This window comes from Clostridium sp. HV4-5-A1G (genome assembly GCF_900184915.1).
Classification (GTDB): Bacteria; Bacillota; Clostridia; order Clostridiales; family Clostridiaceae; genus Clostridium_B; species Clostridium_B aromativorans.
Map to the genome: position 1 here is coordinate 1 of NZ_FXYI02000012.1, position 19279 is coordinate 19279.

General features: G+C 32.6%; 19 protein-coding genes. 14 read left to right on the forward strand and 5 right to left on the reverse strand.

Features of this window, described 5'->3' with window-relative positions:
• From J5G60_RS02630 to cmr5, 8 genes are all read left to right on the forward strand, one after another.
• Positions 1-410, forward strand: a 410-nt coding sequence (locus tag J5G60_RS02630) for an RAMP superfamily CRISPR-associated protein (RefSeq protein WP_236035063.1), incomplete at its 5' end; no start/stop codon positions are given.
• A gap of 2 nt (positions 411-412) precedes the next feature.
• Positions 413-796, forward strand: a complete 384-nt coding sequence (locus tag J5G60_RS02635) for a type III-B CRISPR module-associated protein Cmr5 (protein ID WP_150356272.1) — start codon at positions 413-415, stop codon at positions 794-796.
• Entirely contained in the window at positions 796-1620 is an 825-nt protein-coding gene (cmr6, locus tag J5G60_RS02640; RefSeq protein WP_150356273.1) for a type III-B CRISPR module RAMP protein Cmr6, read from the forward strand. The genes J5G60_RS02635 and cmr6 overlap by 1 nt, the downstream gene beginning before the upstream one ends.
• Positions 1621-1633: 13 nt before the next feature.
• Positions 1634-3175 (forward strand): Cas10/Cmr2 second palm domain-containing protein, encoded by a 1542-nt coding sequence (locus J5G60_RS02645; protein WP_150356274.1) that lies wholly within the window; start codon positions 1634-1636, stop codon positions 3173-3175.
• Positions 3172-4242, forward strand: coding sequence for a type III-B CRISPR module-associated Cmr3 family protein (locus J5G60_RS02650; protein ID WP_150356275.1), 1071 nt, complete (start codon positions 3172-3174; stop codon positions 4240-4242). Before J5G60_RS02645 ends, J5G60_RS02650 begins: the two co-directional genes overlap by 4 nt.
• Positions 4239-5702 carry a hypothetical protein gene (locus J5G60_RS02655; protein WP_150356276.1) on the forward strand — a complete coding sequence of 488 codons (1464 nt, stop codon included), beginning with the start codon at positions 4239-4241 and terminating at the stop codon, positions 5700-5702. Before J5G60_RS02650 ends, J5G60_RS02655 begins: the two co-directional genes overlap by 4 nt.
• Positions 5703-5717: 15 nt before the next feature.
• On the forward strand, positions 5718-6596 hold the full coding sequence (cmr4, locus tag J5G60_RS02660; protein ID WP_150356277.1) for a type III-B CRISPR module RAMP protein Cmr4: 879 nt from the start codon (positions 5718-5720) through the stop codon (positions 6594-6596).
• A complete protein-coding gene (cmr5, locus tag J5G60_RS02665) occupies positions 6589-6987 on the forward strand; it encodes a type III-B CRISPR module-associated protein Cmr5 (RefSeq protein WP_150356278.1) in 399 nt (132 codons plus the stop codon). Before cmr4 ends, cmr5 begins: the two co-directional genes overlap by 8 nt.
• Before the next feature lie 281 nt (positions 6988-7268).
• Here cmr5 and J5G60_RS19100 read toward each other — a convergent pair whose 3' ends face one another.
• Positions 7269-7493: an ATP-binding protein gene (locus J5G60_RS19100; RefSeq protein WP_328706998.1), complete on the reverse strand. Its 225-nt coding sequence runs from the start codon at positions 7491-7493 to the stop codon at positions 7269-7271.
• A gap of 166 nt (positions 7494-7659) precedes the next feature.
• Between J5G60_RS19100 and J5G60_RS02675 the strand changes: the two genes are divergently transcribed.
• From J5G60_RS02675 to J5G60_RS02685, 3 genes are all read left to right on the forward strand, one after another.
• Entirely contained in the window at positions 7660-8490 is an 831-nt protein-coding gene (locus J5G60_RS02675) for a hypothetical protein (protein WP_150356279.1), read from the forward strand.
• A gap of 229 nt (positions 8491-8719) precedes the next feature.
• Positions 8720-9802: a nicotinate-nucleotide--dimethylbenzimidazole phosphoribosyltransferase gene (gene cobT, locus J5G60_RS02680; RefSeq protein WP_150356280.1), complete on the forward strand. Its 1083-nt coding sequence runs from the start codon at positions 8720-8722 to the stop codon at positions 9800-9802.
• A gap of 18 nt (positions 9803-9820) precedes the next feature.
• Positions 9821-10186, forward strand: coding sequence for a DUF4351 domain-containing protein (locus tag J5G60_RS02685; RefSeq protein WP_229980870.1), 366 nt, complete (start codon positions 9821-9823; stop codon positions 10184-10186).
• A gap of 81 nt (positions 10187-10267) precedes the next feature.
• Here J5G60_RS02685 and J5G60_RS19145 read toward each other — a convergent pair whose 3' ends face one another.
• Positions 10268-12445, reverse strand: a complete 2178-nt coding sequence (locus tag J5G60_RS19145; RefSeq protein ID WP_442870508.1) for a methionine gamma-lyase — start codon at positions 12443-12445, stop codon at positions 10268-10270.
• A gap of 296 nt (positions 12446-12741) precedes the next feature.
• Here J5G60_RS19145 and J5G60_RS02695 point away from each other — a divergent pair, with 296 nt between their 5' ends.
• The 3 genes from J5G60_RS02695 to J5G60_RS02705 all read left to right on the forward strand — a co-directional run bounded on the left by J5G60_RS02695 (position 12742) and on the right by J5G60_RS02705 (position 15033).
• Positions 12742-14157, forward strand: a complete 1416-nt coding sequence (locus J5G60_RS02695; RefSeq protein WP_326839064.1) for a Na+/H+ antiporter NhaC family protein — start codon at positions 12742-12744, stop codon at positions 14155-14157.
• A 152-nt stretch (positions 14158-14309) separates the two neighbouring features.
• Positions 14310-14615, forward strand: a complete 306-nt coding sequence (locus J5G60_RS02700; protein ID WP_150356282.1) for a FlxA-like family protein — start codon at positions 14310-14312, stop codon at positions 14613-14615.
• Between the two features lie 169 nt (positions 14616-14784).
• Positions 14785-15033, forward strand: a complete 249-nt coding sequence (locus J5G60_RS02705; protein WP_378061022.1) for a late competence development ComFB family protein — start codon at positions 14785-14787, stop codon at positions 15031-15033.
• A gap of 68 nt (positions 15034-15101) precedes the next feature.
• Here J5G60_RS02705 and pepV read toward each other — a convergent pair whose 3' ends face one another.
• From pepV to J5G60_RS02720, 3 genes are all read right to left on the reverse strand, one after another.
• Complete coding sequence (pepV, locus tag J5G60_RS02710; RefSeq protein WP_150356283.1) at positions 15102-16496, reverse strand: dipeptidase PepV; 1395 nt, start codon at positions 16494-16496, stop codon at positions 15102-15104.
• A gap of 378 nt (positions 16497-16874) precedes the next feature.
• A complete protein-coding gene (locus J5G60_RS02715) occupies positions 16875-18152 on the reverse strand; it encodes an FAD-dependent oxidoreductase (protein WP_150356284.1) in 1278 nt (425 codons plus the stop codon).
• Positions 18153-18165: 13 nt separating this feature from the next.
• Complete coding sequence (locus J5G60_RS02720) at positions 18166-19131, reverse strand: sulfide/dihydroorotate dehydrogenase-like FAD/NAD-binding protein (protein WP_150356285.1); 966 nt, start codon at positions 19129-19131, stop codon at positions 18166-18168.
• Between the last annotated feature and the right edge of the window lie 148 nt (positions 19132-19279).

A 19279-nucleotide genomic window follows, 5' to 3' on the forward strand; every position in this document is an offset into this window, starting at 1 on the left:
TATTTAAACTTTTAAAATATATAAAAGATAATTATATTTTCGATAAATTAAAAAAGGATATAGTTGTTGTGAGCAATGAAGTATTTGATTATTTTGTAAATATGAGTACTGAGGTTAATACAAGAATTAGAATAGGATCTGATGGAGTTGTAGATTCAGAAGATGGAGCTTTATTTACAGAAGAATATATTCCTGTTGGATCCATAATGTATGGATTTTTAGATACGCAGATAAGGATATCAGAAGAAAAAGTAAAAGATATAGTCGGAAAAAATTATAGTGGTAAGATTGATAAAATAAGTGAAGTGTTTGAAGAATATTTAAAAAATGTAAAAATTCTTCACTTTGGCGGTAATGAAGCTCTTGGAAAAGGTATTGTTAGTTTATATAAATTGGGATGTGAAGAATAATTATGAATGATAGAGAAAAATCTAAATTTATATTCAAAAATTTTAAAGAAAAATACAGAATAAATGATTTTGATATCCCTGGGATAAAAAAGTTACCTATGATGATTAGAAATAATGGTCTTATTTCGTCTCTTGAATATTTTATTAAAAAATTTAAAAATGTTAAAAATAAGAACAAGAAGTACATGTTGACGCTTAGGTTTGTTTGTGATTATATTTCATATACATGGTTTAATTCAAAGAGTGTTAAGGAAATTGAAATAGTAAATAAAGTCATGGAACTAGACAGCAGCAGCTATATGTTCCTGCAAAAAGATGTATATGATTTTTCAATCCAACTTAGAAATTTAATATCAGTTCTCGAAAAAGGAGAAGATTTAAAATAATGGATTATAGTAAATTGTATTTTGATATAGATAATCTTAAGTTTCATAATTTATATGATGGTAAAAATAAAAAGCATGAAAATATTTCATTAAATATAAGAAATATTAACTGCAATTTATTGATGAACAAATATGTAATATGGCAGGGGGATGAAGCAAAAATTTTATGTCCCAAGTATTGTAACTCTGATAATTATAGAAACCTTATGGAATATATAAGCATTAAAAACAACAAAATTATGAATTATTACAAAGAAAGATATAAATATGAGGTGGCAGAATGTCTAAAAGTGGAGAATTGTTCAAAACTTGTAATTGGACATGGTGAAATATCTGTGAGGGAGACATCTATTAAATTAGATCATATATATGGTATTCCCTTTATACCTGCAACTTCCATAAAGGGTGCTTTTAGAAATTATATAAATAATAAATACAGAATTAATGATGATGACAAAAAATCTGTTGAAAATACAGAACAGATAATAAAAATGTTTGGCAATAATGACAAGAAAGGTGAAATAATATTTCTGGATAGCTATCCTAAAAATTTTGAAATAGATGTGGATGTTATGACACCTCATTACGGAGAATATTATTCTAATTCTAAATTGCCGCGAAATGATTTAGAACCTAATCCTATAGAATTTCCAGTAATAAAAAAAGGATCTGAATTTGAAATTATAATTTTATGCAAGTATAAATGTTTTAATTTAAATGGAAAGGATAATGTAAATATAATAGATGAATTTAAAAGCTTTTTAAAGGAAATGCCTTTGGGAGCCAAGACCTCTGTAGGATATGGACGTATAAAATGTAAATAGGGAGAGGAGAACTTTGCAGAATAAATTAATGCTTGTAACAGTGTCAGGTGTTCAGAATTTTATAGCTAATGCAAGAAAAACTGTTGATTTTTATAATGGGAGCAGTATCATAATTGAATATTTGAGGAAAATATACAGAATTATAAAGGATCATATCAGTTGTATAGAAAAGCTTGAGTTGTTACTGCCTTCTAGATTGGAAGATGAAAGCTATGATATACCAAATTATTTTTTGTTGAATATTATTTCAAGTGAAGAAAATAATGATACTCTTGAAAAAAAAGTAAGAAACAACTTGAAGAATTACATTAATGATTTAAATTCTAGTAATGAAATACTTAAGTTTATTGACTTAAATGTTTATATTATAATTGTAGATTATACCGATAATGATTATAAAAAGGCCTATAAAAATTTATACAGAAAATTGGACAGCTATAAAAATGATAAATTCAAAGATAGATCGTTAATAAATTATAATATTGATAAGGATAAAAAAAGAGATAATTGTACTGTTTGTGAGATTAGAAGGGGAAAGTATATCTCAGAGAATAATCCTTTTGTAAAAAATAAAGCAGATTATGAATTTAAAGGTGAATGTTATAAAAAATGTTATGATGATATACTATGTGAGAGCTGTTTTCAGAAGAGAATAAATAAAACATCAAATGAAAAACAAAGATACAGTTCTGTCGTCAGTATAGCAGATAATAATAGCAGTTATTATGCTTTGATTAAAGCTGATATCGATGATCTTGGAAAGCATTTTTCAGGGAAATACTTGGATGAAAAAAAAGATTTGCTGAATTTCCAGAAAGAAATGTCTGGTGAAATACTGGAATTTGGTAAAAGAATAAAAGATAAAATAAGAAATACTAATTTTAAAAATGAACTTTATATTTATTCCGGTGGAGATGACTTATTGCTTTTTTCTCCTCTTTCCATGCTTTTTAAATTTATTGAATCAATTGATGAAGAATTTAAAGAACTAGCGGATAAAAGAAAATTAAGTTTATCCAAGTCAATTGTTATTTCCCACACTTCCATTCCACTTAAAAAAGTCATCAACTTGTCTAGGATAAGTTTGGAAAAAACCAAAGAAAAATTTAAAAATCATGGTAAATGTGCATTGGCGCTATCACTTATAGATTCCAGCTGTAATGTTAGAATAACTTATTTAAAAGATAAAAAGGAAAATATAAAAGCAATTGATAAATTGGTTTATGGCTTTGAAAATCATATATCACACAGCCTGATATATGATGTGGAAAGACAGATATCGCTTCTTGGAGAAAATATGGATTTTGAAGAATATGTGGTTTTAAAAAATATTATGGATAATATAATCCAAATAGTTGGAAGTAGAAAGATTCCTGACAAGAATAATTGTGAAAAATATGTTTCAAAAATGAAATTACTGTTTTCTGAATTTGTTCACGTAAATTCTACTGATTATTATATGGATATTAACGGGTATTTTAATTTACTTCACATAATAGACAAATATTCTAGAGAAACAGGTTATGTACTGTGTGAAAAGAAGGTGGAAAATTGAAGCAAAAAATATGTTATTTTAAAATAAAGCCTAGTGATACTATGTTCTTTAGAAGTGGATCAATTTTTAAAAAAAGATTTGGCAATTATATAGAAAGCTTAGATATACCGTATCCTTCTGTATTTTATGGTGCTATATTTTCAATGCTTTTAAGACAGAAAAAATTCAAATATATTTTAGAGTATATAAAAAATAAGTCAGGTAATATTCCAAAGGAATTAGAAAAAGTATTTAAAATAGATGGAATATATTTATATGATGAAGGTAAAAAACGGATGTTTATAAAAGCTCCTTTAGATCTTTTTGAAAATAAATTTGGCACGGCTTTGGGAATTTATAAAGATAATCATTTTTATAGTCCTATAAGTGATATAAGCAAATATGAAAGAGCTGACGGAAAATTTATAGGGTTGGATGATTTAATTAATAGTTACTACAAGGGATTTATAAATAAAATTCAATTATATTCAAGAGATTATTTTTTTACTACATATATTAAAACTGGAATTGAAATGGATAGAGGAATTGGGAGTGCTAAAAATAACTTTATGTACAGAGTTAATATGGTAGAGTTTGCTGATAAGAGATTTTCATATATAGTGAAATGTAGAATTGATCCTGAAAATATTCCTTTTGAAAATGATATTTTAAAACTTGGAGGCGAATCAAAAATAGCATCTCTTGTATTTACAGATAAATCTATAAATATCTTAGATGATTTAGAAAAATATTTTAATAGAATAACTATTTTTAACAATAAAATAAAAGTTATTCTGACAAGTCCAATGATAATTGATGGACAAGATAATAAGGAGAAAAAAGATAAAATACTGATTAAAATTACGGGAAGACCAGATTATATTGGCGGGTTTGATATGGCTTCAGGGGAGCAGAAAACTATAAATAAAGCTATTCCAGCAGGGAGTGTTTTAATACTGGAAAATGATTGTTTTAAAGGTAAAAAGATTGGTGAAATATATAATAAATTTATACTAGATGCTAAAGAAAAATTTAAGGGATTTGGGAATGTAATTATAATGCCTTTTGAAAGGGGAAATAAATTATGAAATTAAGAGATATTTGGGAAGATATAGATATATATGCCATATGTTCAACTTTAAATCAGATTGTAAATTATATTCCAATTAAGGTTGTAAGATCACAAAATTATAATAAACCTGTTAAAATACTCAATATTACTGTGAAAAGTGAATCAGAAAAGGATAGCGTCTTTAAACGGTTTGACAATAAAGAGTGGGATAAAAATTTATTTGATGTTCTTAAAAAAAGAGAATCTAATATAATCTATTCTGATGAAGATGAAAGAAATGTTATTGAAATTGAGAGAAAAGAGGTTAAATACATAAAAGATGAGCTTTGTAAAAAAATAATCAGTAAAAATAAAGATGATGGTTTGAAATTTTTGGATGGTATATGTAATTATATGAACGGGATATCTTCGGAAAATAAAATACTTTGGAATATCACGGGAGGCCAGAGAAGTACAGTATTTGCCATACAGGAATTTATAAAGAAAAATCAGAGGAAAAATGATTATTTATTGTATTTGGAAGGAAATTCAAATAAGATAGTTTATGGAAAACTGAACAATTCAGGATTTCAATATGAAATATTGGATGAAAAATACAGTATAGATAATTTACATATAAGAGATGTATTTCAATTGGCTGGATTTGAAATAACAAGCAGAAAAAATGAACTAATTAATTTTCTTGATGATTGTAATAAAAATATTGATACTAAAGAGTGCAAACAATTAAAATTATGTGAGAAAATTTATAAACATTATAGGAATGAAAATGATATGGAGCTTGGAGAATTTTTTAGAGAAAGGCTTTTAGAATTAAATAAACATAAAGATAAAAATGGCAACATGATATGTAATGAGGAAAAAGTTGAAAAGTTTTGGAACGAGCTTAAGAAAAAAGATTTTAAAAATGAATTTGATAATGAGGATAAGAATATATTATTAAATATGAGAAATGATAATCAAAATAAATTCGGATATATATTGGAGTATATGTCAATATCATCTATAGTGAATACTATAATACAAATTCCTGAAATGAAAAATTATTTTATAGGAGTTTATCATAGTATTAATTTAAATAGAATAGATAAAAAGTTTAAGGAAAAGGATACTACTCAATTATGTGAATTTGATATAGTATTATTATCAAAAAGTGGACAGGTTGTATTGTTTGAGTGCAAATCAGGAGTAATGTCAAGTGATGTTGCAAAAGCAAGACAGTATACAGCTTATGCAGCAGGTGGTGTATATGGAAAACCTGTTTTGATAACGCCGATTCTGCAATATGATAGAAAACTTATAAATAAAATTTTTAAAAATAAAAGTAGTTTAGATAAAGCTGATAGAGAAAAAATTGGAAAATATAATTCAACAGTTATATATGCATTGAGGGCAGCTGCAAGGGCCAACTTGGAAGTTTGGGGTATAGATGAGATAGGTGAGAAATTAAAAGAATTATATGAAGAGGCTCTATAAAAATGGGGGATTTAAATGAATAAGTCAAAAATGCTTTTTTTAAAAACAATAGCACCAATGCATGTTGGAGCAAGTGAAGGTTTGGGAATGGTGGATATGCCCGTACAAAGAGAGTCTTCTACCAATATACCTAAAGTTGAAAGCTCTACTTTTAAAGGAGAGTTGAGGGAAGCTTGTAGAAAATTATTTAATGAAAAGGATATTCCATTATTGTTTGGAAAAGAGGGAAAAAGTGGGAAATTGGCATTTACTGATTTTAAATTATTATTTTTTCCAGTGAAATCATCTGTAAACATATATTCACTAATATCCTGTCCTTATATATTAGAAAGATTTTTTGAAGAGAGTATTTTATATAATACAGATTATGATATAAATAAAGAAAAATTGGGAGAGCTAATAGATGAATGTAAATATGTTAAAGATGATATGGTGCTGATACCATTTGATATTGATAAAAATATTCCTAAATATATTTATTTGAATGATTATTTATTTAAAACAAGAAAAATAAAATTTGAAGACATATTTTGTGGTATGCAGGGTTTCAATACTGTTTTGAATAGAATCGTAGTTGTATCTAATAAAAATTTTATTGATTTTGTTACTTATTATACAGAAATTGTTATGAGAAATGAAATAAATAATGATGTAAAAACCTCAAAAAATAAAAGCCTGTTTACTCAAGAATATATCCCTTCTGAAACTATATTTTATGGAATAATTAGTAAATTCAATGATATTTTCGATAAAGAAAATAAAGACCAAGTTTTTAATAAGTTTATGCAAAAGCTTTCTAATGGACAATTGAAAATTCTACAAATTGGTGGAAATGCTACATTGGGAAAAGGATTAGCTGAGATAATTAGTTTGGGGATGAATTTTGATGGATAATAAAAGTAGAATAATAGATTTAAACAGGAAAAGGGCAATAACTTCCTATATAAATTTAAAAAGATTCTTAAAAGATTGTAATATAAATGATAATAACAAGAAAAGAATGAGGAGTTGCTGTAGAAAATTACCTTTGCTGATAAAAAACAATGGACTGTTAAATACATTAAATTTTATAAAAGAAAAAGATAATGGAAAAAATGAATTTTCATATTTGTATTCATGGATTGAAGATTGGTTGAATAGGATAGAAGATGATCATGGAGGAGATATAATAAAAAAATTAGTAACTTTGGATAATAGTGGATACTATATTTATACTAAGGAAGCAATTCAAATATCCATTTGGTATAAAAGACATGCAGAATCGATGATAGCAGAAGCGATGTAAAGGTAAAAATAATTAAAGTCTGAAAGTATTAAAGTAGGGTTTCCCCATTAAATCGGCTTATTATACAAGAGGTGTGAAGAGTTTTCAGAATGTTGTCAAATGGTTGCTTTTTAAGTGGCTCAATAGAAGAAGTCAGAGAAGAAGTTACACATTTGATACATTCTTGTTATTTTTTACAATAAATCAGCAGGGAAAATTCAGAATAAAGCAGATAAAAGTCCGGAATAATTTGCAGGATTATCAGGTTATTTGAACATAATGAAAAATAAATTTCACAATATTTAGGCTGAAGTTTTGCAAATAATAAAAGGATTTTGTGAATCCATTCTGAAATTGAAGAGAAGGCAGATATCATTTAGGAAATGACTTGAAACCATATGCATTTCATCAAGAATGAAAACAGGAGTGATTTTTTGATTGCAGTAAAAATTGAGAATTGCCTGCTGCAGTTGGGCAAAGAGATCAGCCTTGCGAAATCGGGGCTCTTTACCAAGACCATAGGCTATGCCCTGTAGAAATCACTAACAGAGACAGTTGAAAGGGGAAAATATATAAATTTATAAAGAGGCTGGTTTAAGGATGCAGTAAACTTTCTTAAGAGGGTAGTTTTGCCGCATCCGGGTTAATCAGAGAACGATAATAGGGTAAATTGTTAAAAGGGGAAAGCTTAAAATGATTAATATTATTTCAAGGGTTATTAATAGAAATAAAATGATGAATATCCGCATAAAGAATAAAAATGCACTGGGTGATTTGAATGAAAGAATGAAGGAGCAAAAACCTTTCGATGCTGATGATTTCAAAGTGGATCAGTTGAAGATGCAGCTTAGAAAGGGGCAGCTGGCCGAAAGTCATATACAGGAGGGTATGTCACTTCTTCAGCAGAAAAGGAAAGCTGTGGATGAGCTGAAGGATATGTCCAAAGATTTGAAGAAACTGTCGGAAAAATATAATGACGTCAACTGTACAGAAGATGAAAAGGAAAAAATAGAAAAAAACGCGAGAGAGATTATAAATAGCATGGACAATATAATGAATGATATATTTGGTGATAAAAGCTTGTTTGCAGGCAGACAGGTCAGTATAGAGACCAGTCATGGCTCAAATATTGTAGTAAGGGGAAATCTGGATATAAGTCTGAATTTTTATGGAGATGACGGTCATAAAAGTGAGGACATACATGGTATACATATAGAGGGAGATTTGAGTATTGTATCAATACTTGAAAATACAGCTCAAATAGAAAAGAAACTCATAAAACCTTTGGATGATGCTTCCGATGAAATAAAAAGCCAGATGGTGTCTGTGGTAAATGATGCTATGTATCAGGATATGATAGTGGAAATGGCAGCTAAAGGTCTGGCGGATTTGAAAGAAATTGATGGATACACTGAAAGCAAAATTATAAACAACTCCAAGGATATTCTTGAGAATGCAGCAGAAGCTCTTTACTGCCAAAGCTCTAATTTGGACAGAAAAAGAACTTCAGCACTTTTAACATGAGATTTTTGGTTCACGGAGCTGGATTTGTGTAAATCAGATCCAGCTCCGTTATTTTTATATATGTATAAGTGATGATAAATGGTAAACTGTGATTGACAAAATTACAAATTAAAAATTGATGCTGAGGCTAATAAGAATCTGCTATAATAAAATAAAGAGATAACCGGTCGCCCAGGCTTTGGGGAAAACCGGTTCATCATAAATTTTAAAAACATTGGGGGACAGTAAAATGGTACTTAAAGAAATTTCAGAAAAAATTACAGGGTTAAATACAGAGGCGGCTGAGTGTGCACGCAATCTGCAGGACAGTCTCGTAAAACCGGCTGGTAGTTTAGGTGTGCTTGAAAGTATCAGTATTCAGATGGCGGGCATTACGGGCAAAGTAAAAAGCAGTGTAGAAAAAAAAGTGCATTTCGTGTTCGGGGCGGATAATGGCATCTATGCGGAAGGTGTGACCGCAGCTCCACAATATTTTACAAACTTTTTAATGCGCGGCTATGCTTCAGGGAAAAAATGCGGGATAAATGTTCTTTGTGAGTACAACCATGTGGATCTTCGGCTTGTTGATATGGGCATTATCGGTGAAATTGAAGATCCCCATATTTATAACAGAAGGCTTATGCCAAACGGAACTAACGATTTTTACAAGGAGAGGGCCATGAGCCGTGAAATAGCTTTAAAAGCAATAGAAGTGGGTTTTGAATTTGCGAAAGCTGCATCCAGTGAAGGCTACGATATCATCGGAACTGGTGAAGTCGGCATGGGCAACACCTCCACCGCGGCAGCCTGCATCATGGCGGCACTTGGAATAAACAATGCCGAAAAAGCGGTTGGAAGAGGCGGCGGCCTGAGCGACGAAGCTTTTGAAAATAAAAAGCGGGTGATCACTGCGGCACTTGCTATGCATGAACCTTATGCAGACGACGTTGTTGACATACTTTCCAAGGTGGGCGGACTTGACATTGCGGCAATGACAGGATTGTACATAGGCGCGGCTTATTACCGAAAACCGGTGATTATCGATGGTGTGATTTCAATTGCCGCAGCATTGCTGGCATATAAATTCAATCCTCTTACGAAGGAATTTATGATTCCCTCCCATATTTCTGAAGAACCTGCGTACAGGCTTGCGGCAGATGCAATGGAATTAAAACCGATGCTGAATCTCGGCATGCGTCTTGGAGAGGGTACTGGCTGCCCGATCGCCATGGGAATTGTGGGCAATGCCATGGCTGTCATCAATAACATGAGCACCTTTGAAGAGGTCAATATGGATAATGAATACCGCAAAGGCAAAGGCATCAAAGCGTAAGTGTAGGTTCTAAGCATATTGAAAGCCTGGCTAAAAAGCATAATGAAACTCAGGTTGGATGGAGAATCCAGAATAAAGGCAGAGGAAATATTGGAAAAATCCAGTCGGAGGGAGGTGGATTCCATGGTATCAAATTTAGGTAAAACTATAGACAACATTATAAAGGAAGGAAAGATGAAGGGTCTGGAAGAAGACAGGAAAGAAGGCAGAAAAGAAGGTAAGTCAGAATTAATTATCAAGATGCTTTCTAAAAAATTTAACAAACTTCCAGAGAACTATGTTCATAAGATAGATGATTTATCAGATGAAACCCTTGATAAAATTGCTGTGGATATATTTGATATGAAAAGGGCGGAAGAACTGGAGAGATATTTTAAAAATTGAATTAGTGAGAGATTTAGAAGCAGGATAATAGATAAATATATTATCCTGCTTTTATAATTTGTTAGTGTAAAAAGTTAAAGGTTATTTTGCTATTAGATCAAGAGCTTGTTTTAAGTCATCTATTATATCTTCTGCATTTTCCAGGCCGACAGATAACCTTACGAGGCCGTCACTTATTCCAGCAGCATGTCTTTCTTCTGCTGAATAGGGGGAGTGAGTCATGGAAGCAGGATGTTCGATAAGAGTTTCAGCATCTCCCAGACTTACTGCAAGCGTAGCTAGTTTTAAGCTGTTCATAACTAGTGCACCTTCTGCTACACCGCCTTTTAATTCAAAGGAAATCATGGCACCAGGAAGTTTCATTTGAGATTTGGCTAGATCATGATATTCGAAGCTTTCAAGACCAGGGTAGTATACTTTAGAAACAGCGGGATGTGATTCCAAAAACTTGGCAACTTCCATGGCATTTTCACAATGTTTTTCCATTCTTATAGGTAAAGTTTTCATCCCTCTTATAATGAGGTATGCGTCAAAAGGACTGAGTACTGCACCTGTCATATCTTTTAATCCGAAAAGTTTAACCTGATCTATGAATTCTTTTTTACCAACTGCAAATCCGGCGATAACATCTCCATGGCCATTTAAGTATTTGGTTGCAGAATGAACAACTACATCAGCACCTAATTCCAGAGGCCTTTGGATATATGGAGTACAGAAAGTATTGTCTACAAATACAAGACAGTCCCTGTTGTTTTTGTGGGCTGCAGCAGATATTTTTTTGATATCGTTGATTTTTAATGTTGGATTTGCTGGGGTTTCGAGATAGACAACTTTAGTGTTTGGTTTTAAAGCTTTTTTTAAATCTTCAATATTTGTTGCGTCAACAAATGTCACATCAACACCGAATCTTGTAAGGCCGTGATTTAGAAGAGAAAAAGTACATCCATATAAAGTGTCTGATGCAACTACATGATCGCCAGCCTTAAGTGCAGTCCAAAGTGCGGCAGAAATTGCTCCCATGCCAGATGAAGTGGATACGGCAGCTTCACCGCCTTCTAGTAAAGCTAATTTATCTTCAGCTTCTGAACAAGTTGGATTTCCAAGCCTGGAATATATATATCCGTGTATATATATAGGTATTACATTTAGCCTATAATATAAATCTTCTCTAAAAGTATTTTTTTTGATCATATCTTCTAAATTTCTATTGGTTGCCGCAATTATTCTTACATCTATTTTTTCTTCTACAGTACTGCCTATCTTTCTTATAGTACCTTCCTGTAAAACTCTTAGAAGTTTTGCCTGAAGAGGAAGGGACAGTTCTCCTATTTCATCCAAGAATAAAGTACCATTATTTGCTGCCTTAAATAAACCGTCTTTGCCATTTTCTGCTGCACCGGTAAAACTTCCTTTTACATACCCAAAAAGTTCACTTTCTATAAGATTATCCGGGAGGGTGGCACAATTTATAGCTGTGAAATTCTTATCTGCTCTTGAGCTTAATTTATGTATAGCCCTTGCAAATAATTCCTTGCCTGTACCGCTTTCACCGCGAAGGAGTATAGTTGAATTGCTTTTTGCCACAGATGTACATATCTTTTTAGTTTTTATAATGGAGGGACTGCTGCCTATAATATCTTTAAATGCAAACTCTTCTTTTGAAGTAATGACATTTGACATTTCTAAGGCCTCATTGATGTCTTTAAGTGAGGCAACGGCAGCTATGGTTTTCCCTCTATCATCTTTCACAGAACGTCCTGAGGTGATATAGTGGAAACCATCTTTGGCATCTTTTGTAAGCACTTCGATATTGTCATAATTTTTACCGCTTTTTAGAAGGTTAATGATAGGTCCATCGAAGCCTAAAAGTTCTTTTATATTTTTCCCAACTATATTTTCTTTTTTTCTGTGAAATATTTTTTCACAATAATTATTGAAGAGTTCTATTTCTCCTCTGTGGTTTATAGCTAGTATACCATCTTGTACGGCATCTATAATGGCGCGAAGCCGCCTTTCGTTTTTTTCATAAGAAAGTAATTCGATTTCATGAACTCTTAAAACTCCATCTATATTGAGCAGATTTTCAATTGTATTTGATTTTTTTTCTTCTTGTAAGGTTTCAGACTTTACGTATACTTTGTTTGGAAAAACCTCGAGAGAATGAATACTGATGTTATTTTCATAAAGCTTTTTTAAAATATCTAAAACCATTCCTATTCGATCATGTGAGATTATTTCAAGTCTTAAGTAAGTTTTCATAAACGCCACTTTCCTTTTTAATATAATAGTGAATTGATTAAATGCCTACTATATAATTTTATATTTAAAACAGTAATTGTTTCAAGTAAAAATGAAATGCTATAACATAATTTAATAGTCTAAATGTCAACTATTAGTGACTGCAAATTGACAATATAGGTAGTTACTTCCTTTAAATAGTATTAAATTATAACTGTAAAGAAATTTTTACAGTTGTAAATATTTCTTTGCATTTTAATTGACAAAGTGGTTTGAAACGTTTACGAATTTTTTAATAGTTAAATTATTTTGCTAAAATTCTAGCTATTGCAATTTTTAAGTCCCTTGGCATAATAAGTGCTATTATTAAACATGTTCAAATTTGCATAAAAACATTGAAGGAGGTATTCAGGACAATGAACGAAAAGAAAGGTAATGCTATAGCACTGCTACCCTTGGCCGTATTCATGGTGCTATTTCTTGGTGTTTCAATTGTGATGAAGGATTTTTATAAAATGCCAGTAGTTGTAGCTTTAATAATTGCATCAACTATAGCTATACTTCAAAACAGAAAAATACCTATAGAATTAAAAGTTGAAAGATTTTGTAAAGGTGCCGGAGATTCCAGCATAATACTCATGTGCTTGATTTTTATCCTGGCAGGTGCTTTTGCGGAAGTGAGCAAAGCTATGGGAGCTGTGGATTCTACTGTAAATCTTGGACTAGCTGTTTTCCCACCTGGCTTTATGGTAGCTGGTATATTTATAATTGGCTCTTTTTTATCCATGTCACTTGGAACTTCTGTTGGAACTATAGTGACGCTAACACCTATTGCAATTGGGATTGCACAGAAAACGGGTTTACCCATTGCATTTTTAGTTGCTGCTGTTGTCAGCGGAGCTATGTTCGGTGATGGACTGTCTATGATATCAAATTCTACTGTAGCTGCTACAAAAACCCAGGATTGTGAAATGGTAGACAAATTCAAGGCCAATATAAAAATAGTATTTCCTGCAGCTGTTATAACTCTGCTCATATATTCCTTTTTAACTTTTGGCATGCAGGTCAATCACACAGGAGCTTATAACTATCAGTTTATTAAAATACTGCCTTACATAGCTGTACTGGTAGTGGCTTTAACAGGCTTTAACGTAGTATTGGTGCTGGTTGGAGGTATCGTATTAGCAGCTGTAATAGGTCTTATTTATGGTTCTTTTGATATATTTACGGTATTTCAGCTTTGTGCAAAAGGTATTGCGGGTATGGAAGACATATCTATAATATCCATATTAATTGGTGGTATAGGTGAATTGATAAAATTCAACGGCGGTATAGATTTTTTGCTGAATACAATACAAAAAAGAATTCACTCCAAGAAAGGTGCCGAATTTGGCATTGGTGTGCTGGTTAGTTTAGTAGATCTATGTACTGCCAATAATACTGTTTCTATAATTATAGTCGGTTCACTAGCTAAAGATTTATCTGAAAAATATGGTGTAGATAGAAGAAAATCTGCCAGTCTTTTAGATACCTTTGCCTGCTTTGTACAGGGATGTATACCTTATGGTGCCCAGCTTTTGGTTGCTTCCAGCCTTGCGGCAATTTCACCATTTTTAATAATGAAATATCTCTGGTATCCGTATCTTTTGGGGGTTGCATCAGTGCTGGCCATAATATTTGGAATACCAAAGTTTAAAACTCCGGCTAAGGGGTGCGTAAAATTAAGCGCTTAGACTCCTGAGGGTAATGAACAAATATCAATTTATTTTTTACTCAGAATATATTTGATATGGATGAAATAGAGGAACTTGAGAAATATTTTTAAGAAAATATTAAGGAAGTTGTTCTAAAATTACTATGATTATTTTGAAAGGAGGTTTTACTAATGGGTATTTCTTCGATTTCATCCATATCAAGTTCGCAAATATCATTTAATAGTAATGATTCGAGTAAGCTTGAAAGTGAAATAGAAAGTATTCAGCAGCAGATAAATCAGGAAAATTTAAGCAAGGATGATGAAAAAACAAAGAAAGTCAAAATTCAAGAATTGGAGAACAAACTGTATCAATTGGAATCACAGCTTCGACAGGGGCAGTCACAGAAAATAGAGAATGTAAAAGTTAGCGGCAATGATAATTCCAATAATCTGTCAGACAAGAATTCAGATAGCACAATCGATGTATTTGCGTGATTATGGAAATTAAATGATGTAAGAAAAAGGTAAGTCAATAGCTGATTAAGACTTACCTTTTTTTTTATGATAACGATTTGTTTGCAAAGCTTATCTTTTTTGAATGGTATAATGGTATAATAAAAATGTAGAACAATTTAAGAAGGTGAACCAGCTGGTAAAAAATTATATGGAGGATGTGGTGGATAAACTTTTGCCTGAGGTTTTAAAAAACTATGACAATATATGTAAATGCCCCAAGTGTATTGATGATATAAAGGCTATAGTTTTGAACAACCTTAAGCCTAGATATATATCTACGGAAAAGGGGCTTTTATATACTAAAATTAACGAGCTTTCCAGAGAATTTAACACTAATGTGATAAAGGAAATAGCATTGGCTATAAATATAGTATCTGAAAACCCACATGATTGTTAAAAAACCAGCGTCATTTAGACGCTGGAAATATTGAGTTTTTTTCTTTTAGAAACAATTATGACTGTGAATTATTTTGCAAGTTCGTATATTGCATGAGCATATATTTTGGCGTTCGTTATTAGATCTCCTATTTCGATGTATTCATTGGCCTGATGGTCAAGATCCGGTTTCCCGGGGAATATTGGTCCAAATCCAATTATATTTGGAAGTTCTTTGGCGTAAGTTCCTCCGCCTATTCCATAAGCTTTTCCTTCCTTACCCGTCTGTTCAGTATAAACTTTAAGCAGGGTTTTGACCAATTTACTGTCTTCTGAAAAATAAAGAGGTTCATCAGCTGCCACTCTTTCTATTTTTGCACCACACTCTGCAAATTTTTTGGAAAGGGTGTCCATGATTTTTTCACCTTCCACAGTAACGGGATATCTCATGTCTATCCACAGGTCAGCTGCTTCTTCATCGATTTCGGCAACTCCTACATTCCAGGATAATTTTCCCGAGGGTTTGTCTTTGCAGGCTATTTCAAGTGAAATACCCTCTGTATCAAATCCGATGTACTTGTTGAAGAAGTTTATATAGTCTGCGAGAGGAGAAGATTTTTTTACAATAGTTCCTAAAAAGTCAAAAGTCTGCATTATGGCATTTTTACCCAATTCAGGTGTACTTCCATGAGCTCCTACTCCAAAGGTATGCAAAACTACGCCGTTGTTTACTATTTCGGTTTTCATGTTGTAGCCTTTTTTATCTGCAAATTCCTTTACTGCTTTGACAATACTTTCTGTGTCTTTTGTGGCTATCACAGTTTCACATTTATCGGGTACCATGTTGGGCCTTATTCCGCCTTTTAATGATTTGATTTTGATTTCACAATTACAACAAGAACTTAATTTTTTGACAACGTGAAATCTTCTTATGCCCTTTTCAGCATTTATAAGTGGATACATGGCATCTGGAGTAAATCCGGATATAGGAGCCTTTTCCTTTTTATTATAAACGTGCATTTCAGAACTTCCAGTTTCTTCATTTGTTCCGAAAATAACTCTTACTTTTTTTGAAAGCGGTATTTTAAGATCTTTTATGGCCTTTAGTCCGAAAAGGGATGCAATTGTTGGACCTTTGTCGTCCAATGTACCCCTTCCGTAAATCTTGTCTTCATGAATTTCAGCCCCATAAGGTGGATGAATCCAATTGTCTCCTTCCGGCACTACATCCATATGTCCGAGAACTGCTACATAATCTTCTCCTTCACCATATTCTGCATATCCGTAGTATCCATCCTCTTCCTTATATGTTTTGAACCCAAGATCGGCTGCAATTTCGAGAGCCTTATCCAGAGTTTTCCCTACGCCTTCGCCAAAAGGAATGCCTGGTTTTCCTTCACCCTGGGTGCTTTTGATTTTAACTACCTCTTGAGTTGCCTTAATCAATTCTTCTTTCATCTCATCGATTTTTTTATTAAGTTGCATGCATATTCCTCCTTGTTTTTGATACTCTTTATCAAGTTATTGATGGATCCAGCTGGAGTTCGTTCATAATTTATTTAACATGATTATTGTATACCTTTTTCTGTAATTTTTCAATATGCATGAATTTTTTATTGATTGAATTTATTTTTATGATTAATTTAATTCAATTTTCTTAAATTTAGCACATCTTGTTTTTATTTTATTGGCAGACTACTGCGAACATAGGGATCAACTTATCTAGGTGTGCAGCAGTGTTTATTTCCGTAAGTATTAGCAATGACAGCTTTCGAATAAGACAACAGGGAAGATGTCCAGGGCTTGTTTATACATCCCCGGACATCTTCCCTGTTTTAAATGGAATCTGGAAATTTGTGAGATTTATGTCAGCCTTTTATTGAAGATGCCCAGAAGCTGGAGTTTTTTGATTCTATTTCGGATTCTACCGGTATCTATGGAATATAATCCCTTTTCTTTCATCCTGTTAAAATATTCTGCCCCGGCAAAAGTATATCTGTTTTTTCTGCCTTCAGGAGTTTTTATTCTGCTGTTGGCATAACTTATTATGTCGCCTACAGCGGTATCTGCGGGCAAAACAAGAGTTGGAAATTTAAGTGCAGATCTCACTGCATTATGGCCTGCTAGTGATCCCGTACATATAGCTTCAGTGTGTCCCACAAATAATCCGCTTTTTTCGCCGCCGCAGAAAAGATTTTCAAGGCCCACTACTTTCAAATCATTGGATACGGGAGCTACAGAAAGATATCTTATGGAATTTCCCTTTCCGCCGGAATAGGGATCGATGAATTTTACGTTTTCGAGTCCGTGTATTTTTCTGAGCTTACTCAGCGGGTAATATGAGGTCATGAGCTTTACATGTCCCGTATCAAGTAGGATTATATTTTCTGCAAATTCTTTTAGGGCATACTGTTGGCATACCTTTGCCTTTAGTTTGTCTAAATTTACATCCTCCTTTGGAACCTTTAAAACAACTACCCCTTTTTTCTCGAGTTCATTCACAAGTTCTTTATCCAGGGTTTCTTTGGCTAATTTGCAGGAACCGCTGAAAGCTCCGTAATTTCCATCTGTCCTCTCACCGTGAAGATCATCTATACCGGCACACTTACTTATGCTAACTCTCGGACCGAAGGATGGACACCTGAGTACACACATGGAACATCCGTTGCCGTATCTTATACAGTTTCCCATGGGACCTGTAGAACCGGTAGTTTCAACAAATACATCTGCTTCCTCATAATTCCCGGTTGAGGTATATATACCTTTGATTTTACTGCCATCCATTTTAACATCCACTACCCGTGATTCAAAATTTATCTTTATACCTTTGCTTAAGATATATTTTCTGACTTCGGGCTCTATCTTATTTACATCGTAAAGCCATGCATGTGCATGATTTGGAAAATCCAGATTTTTATGCCTGGTAAGCTTGTCTGTAATGCCTATGAGATCTCCTGCTCCTAGAGCTGTTATTTCCTCGGCAGCTGTGTATCTGCCGTTGTTTCTCATTATTCCTCCTACATTTCCAAGTCCGAGAACCATATCGGTTTTTTCATAAATAACCACCTCGGCACCTGCTTTCACTGCTGTTAAAGCTGCTGCACATCCGGACCAGCCAGCTCCAATCACTATTACCTTCATAAAAAATGACCTCCTATATAAATTTTCTATCTTTAAATAATTCCCTGGGATCCATTTGTACCTTGCATAACCTCTTCACTACATCATTTTTGTAATGCTTGGTACAGCTGGAACATATGCCCTCACCGCAGTTCATTTTGGAATTGTTGCAGCAGGAAAGAGCAATTGACTTATCGGCAAATTGAATAATTCTGTATATTAGAATATCTGGACCGCCGCAGTGGATGAGATTTATATTTCCTCCGGATAGACAGTCTTTTAGAATGGATTTGAAGTTTTCTGTAAGGTATCCATTTTCAAGTATTCTGCAGTTTACAATTTTAGAACTGTAGTCATTGAGGTATTTTTCGCTGAAATTATTTTTGAATTGGGTGTCTATGAAGGAGATAATCTTGTTGTTGTTTGAGTGCAGTTTTTTCATAATGGGAATTGAAGGCGCAATTCCTATGCCGCAGGCTATAATCAGTGAGGTGCCATTTTTAGCTTCATATATATTTGAAAGACCCATTATTCCGTTGAAAAAAGGACCCCGTACTGATATCCTGTCGTTTTCATTTAAAGAAAATAAATTTTTAGTCTTGATTCCATTCAGTTTTATGGCGATCTTCAGGGTGTTTCTGATGACATCAGCCTCCATTATTGATATCGGAACATCATAATAAACCGGATTTTCAGTATTTTTTAGGAATACGAAACTTCCTGGGTAAACAAGTTCTCTTGTTAGATCTTCAGGAGCTTTTAAAGTGAGTATGCATAAATTTTTATCAGGAGTTTTCTTTTTTAATATTGTACATGTATAAGTTCTTCGCAGATTTTGAGCCTTACTGCCATTGGATATATATTTATCATATATGCAAACGCCGCACCAGTTTTTGCACTGACAGAATTTTTCACCCGAGAGTTGTGAGCAGAGCACGCAATCCAGGGTTTCTGCAAGATGACATGGGCAGTATTCACCTCCAGCATCGATACAATTCATAAAAATAACCTCCGTCTATAATATAAGCTGTATAATATTAGATTATTTTCCAGCAGAATTTTTGTTACTTCTCATGGATATTGAAATGACGTATTTTTATTTTGAAGTAGTCTGCATAATATTTTTAAACAAGCTAAAACTACTAGGG

Bases quoted from the DNA above. Each gene is read 5' to 3' on its own strand.
- J5G60_RS02635 (WP_150356272.1), top strand. From the start codon at position 413: ATGAATGATAGAGAAAAATCTAAATTTATATTCAAAAATTTTAAAGAA.
- cmr6 (WP_150356273.1), top strand. From the start codon at position 796: ATGGATTATAGTAAATTGTATTTTGATATAGATAATCTTAAGTTTCAT.
- J5G60_RS02655 (WP_150356276.1), top strand. From the start codon at position 4,239: ATGAAATTAAGAGATATTTGGGAAGATATAGATATATATGCCATATGT.
- cmr4 (WP_150356277.1), top strand. From the start codon at position 5,718: ATGAATAAGTCAAAAATGCTTTTTTTAAAAACAATAGCACCAATGCAT.
- cmr5 (WP_150356278.1), top strand. From the start codon at position 6,589: ATGGATAATAAAAGTAGAATAATAGATTTAAACAGGAAAAGGGCAATA.
- J5G60_RS02675 (WP_150356279.1), top strand. From the start codon at position 7,660: ATGATTAATATTATTTCAAGGGTTATTAATAGAAATAAAATGATGAAT.
- cobT (WP_150356280.1), top strand. From the start codon at position 8,720: ATGGTACTTAAAGAAATTTCAGAAAAAATTACAGGGTTAAATACAGAG.
- J5G60_RS19145 (WP_442870508.1), bottom strand. From the start codon at position 12,445: ATGAAAACTTACTTAAGACTTGAAATAATCTCACATGATCGAATAGGA.
- J5G60_RS02700 (WP_150356282.1), top strand. From the start codon at position 14,310: ATGGGTATTTCTTCGATTTCATCCATATCAAGTTCGCAAATATCATTT.
- J5G60_RS02705 (WP_378061022.1), top strand. From the start codon at position 14,785: ATGGAGGATGTGGTGGATAAACTTTTGCCTGAGGTTTTAAAAAACTAT.
- pepV (WP_150356283.1), bottom strand. From the start codon at position 16,496: ATGCAACTTAATAAAAAAATCGATGAGATGAAAGAAGAATTGATTAAG.
- J5G60_RS02715 (WP_150356284.1), bottom strand. From the start codon at position 18,152: ATGAAGGTAATAGTGATTGGAGCTGGCTGGTCCGGATGTGCAGCAGCT.
- J5G60_RS02720 (WP_150356285.1), bottom strand. From the start codon at position 19,131: ATGAATTGTATCGATGCTGGAGGTGAATACTGCCCATGTCATCTTGCA.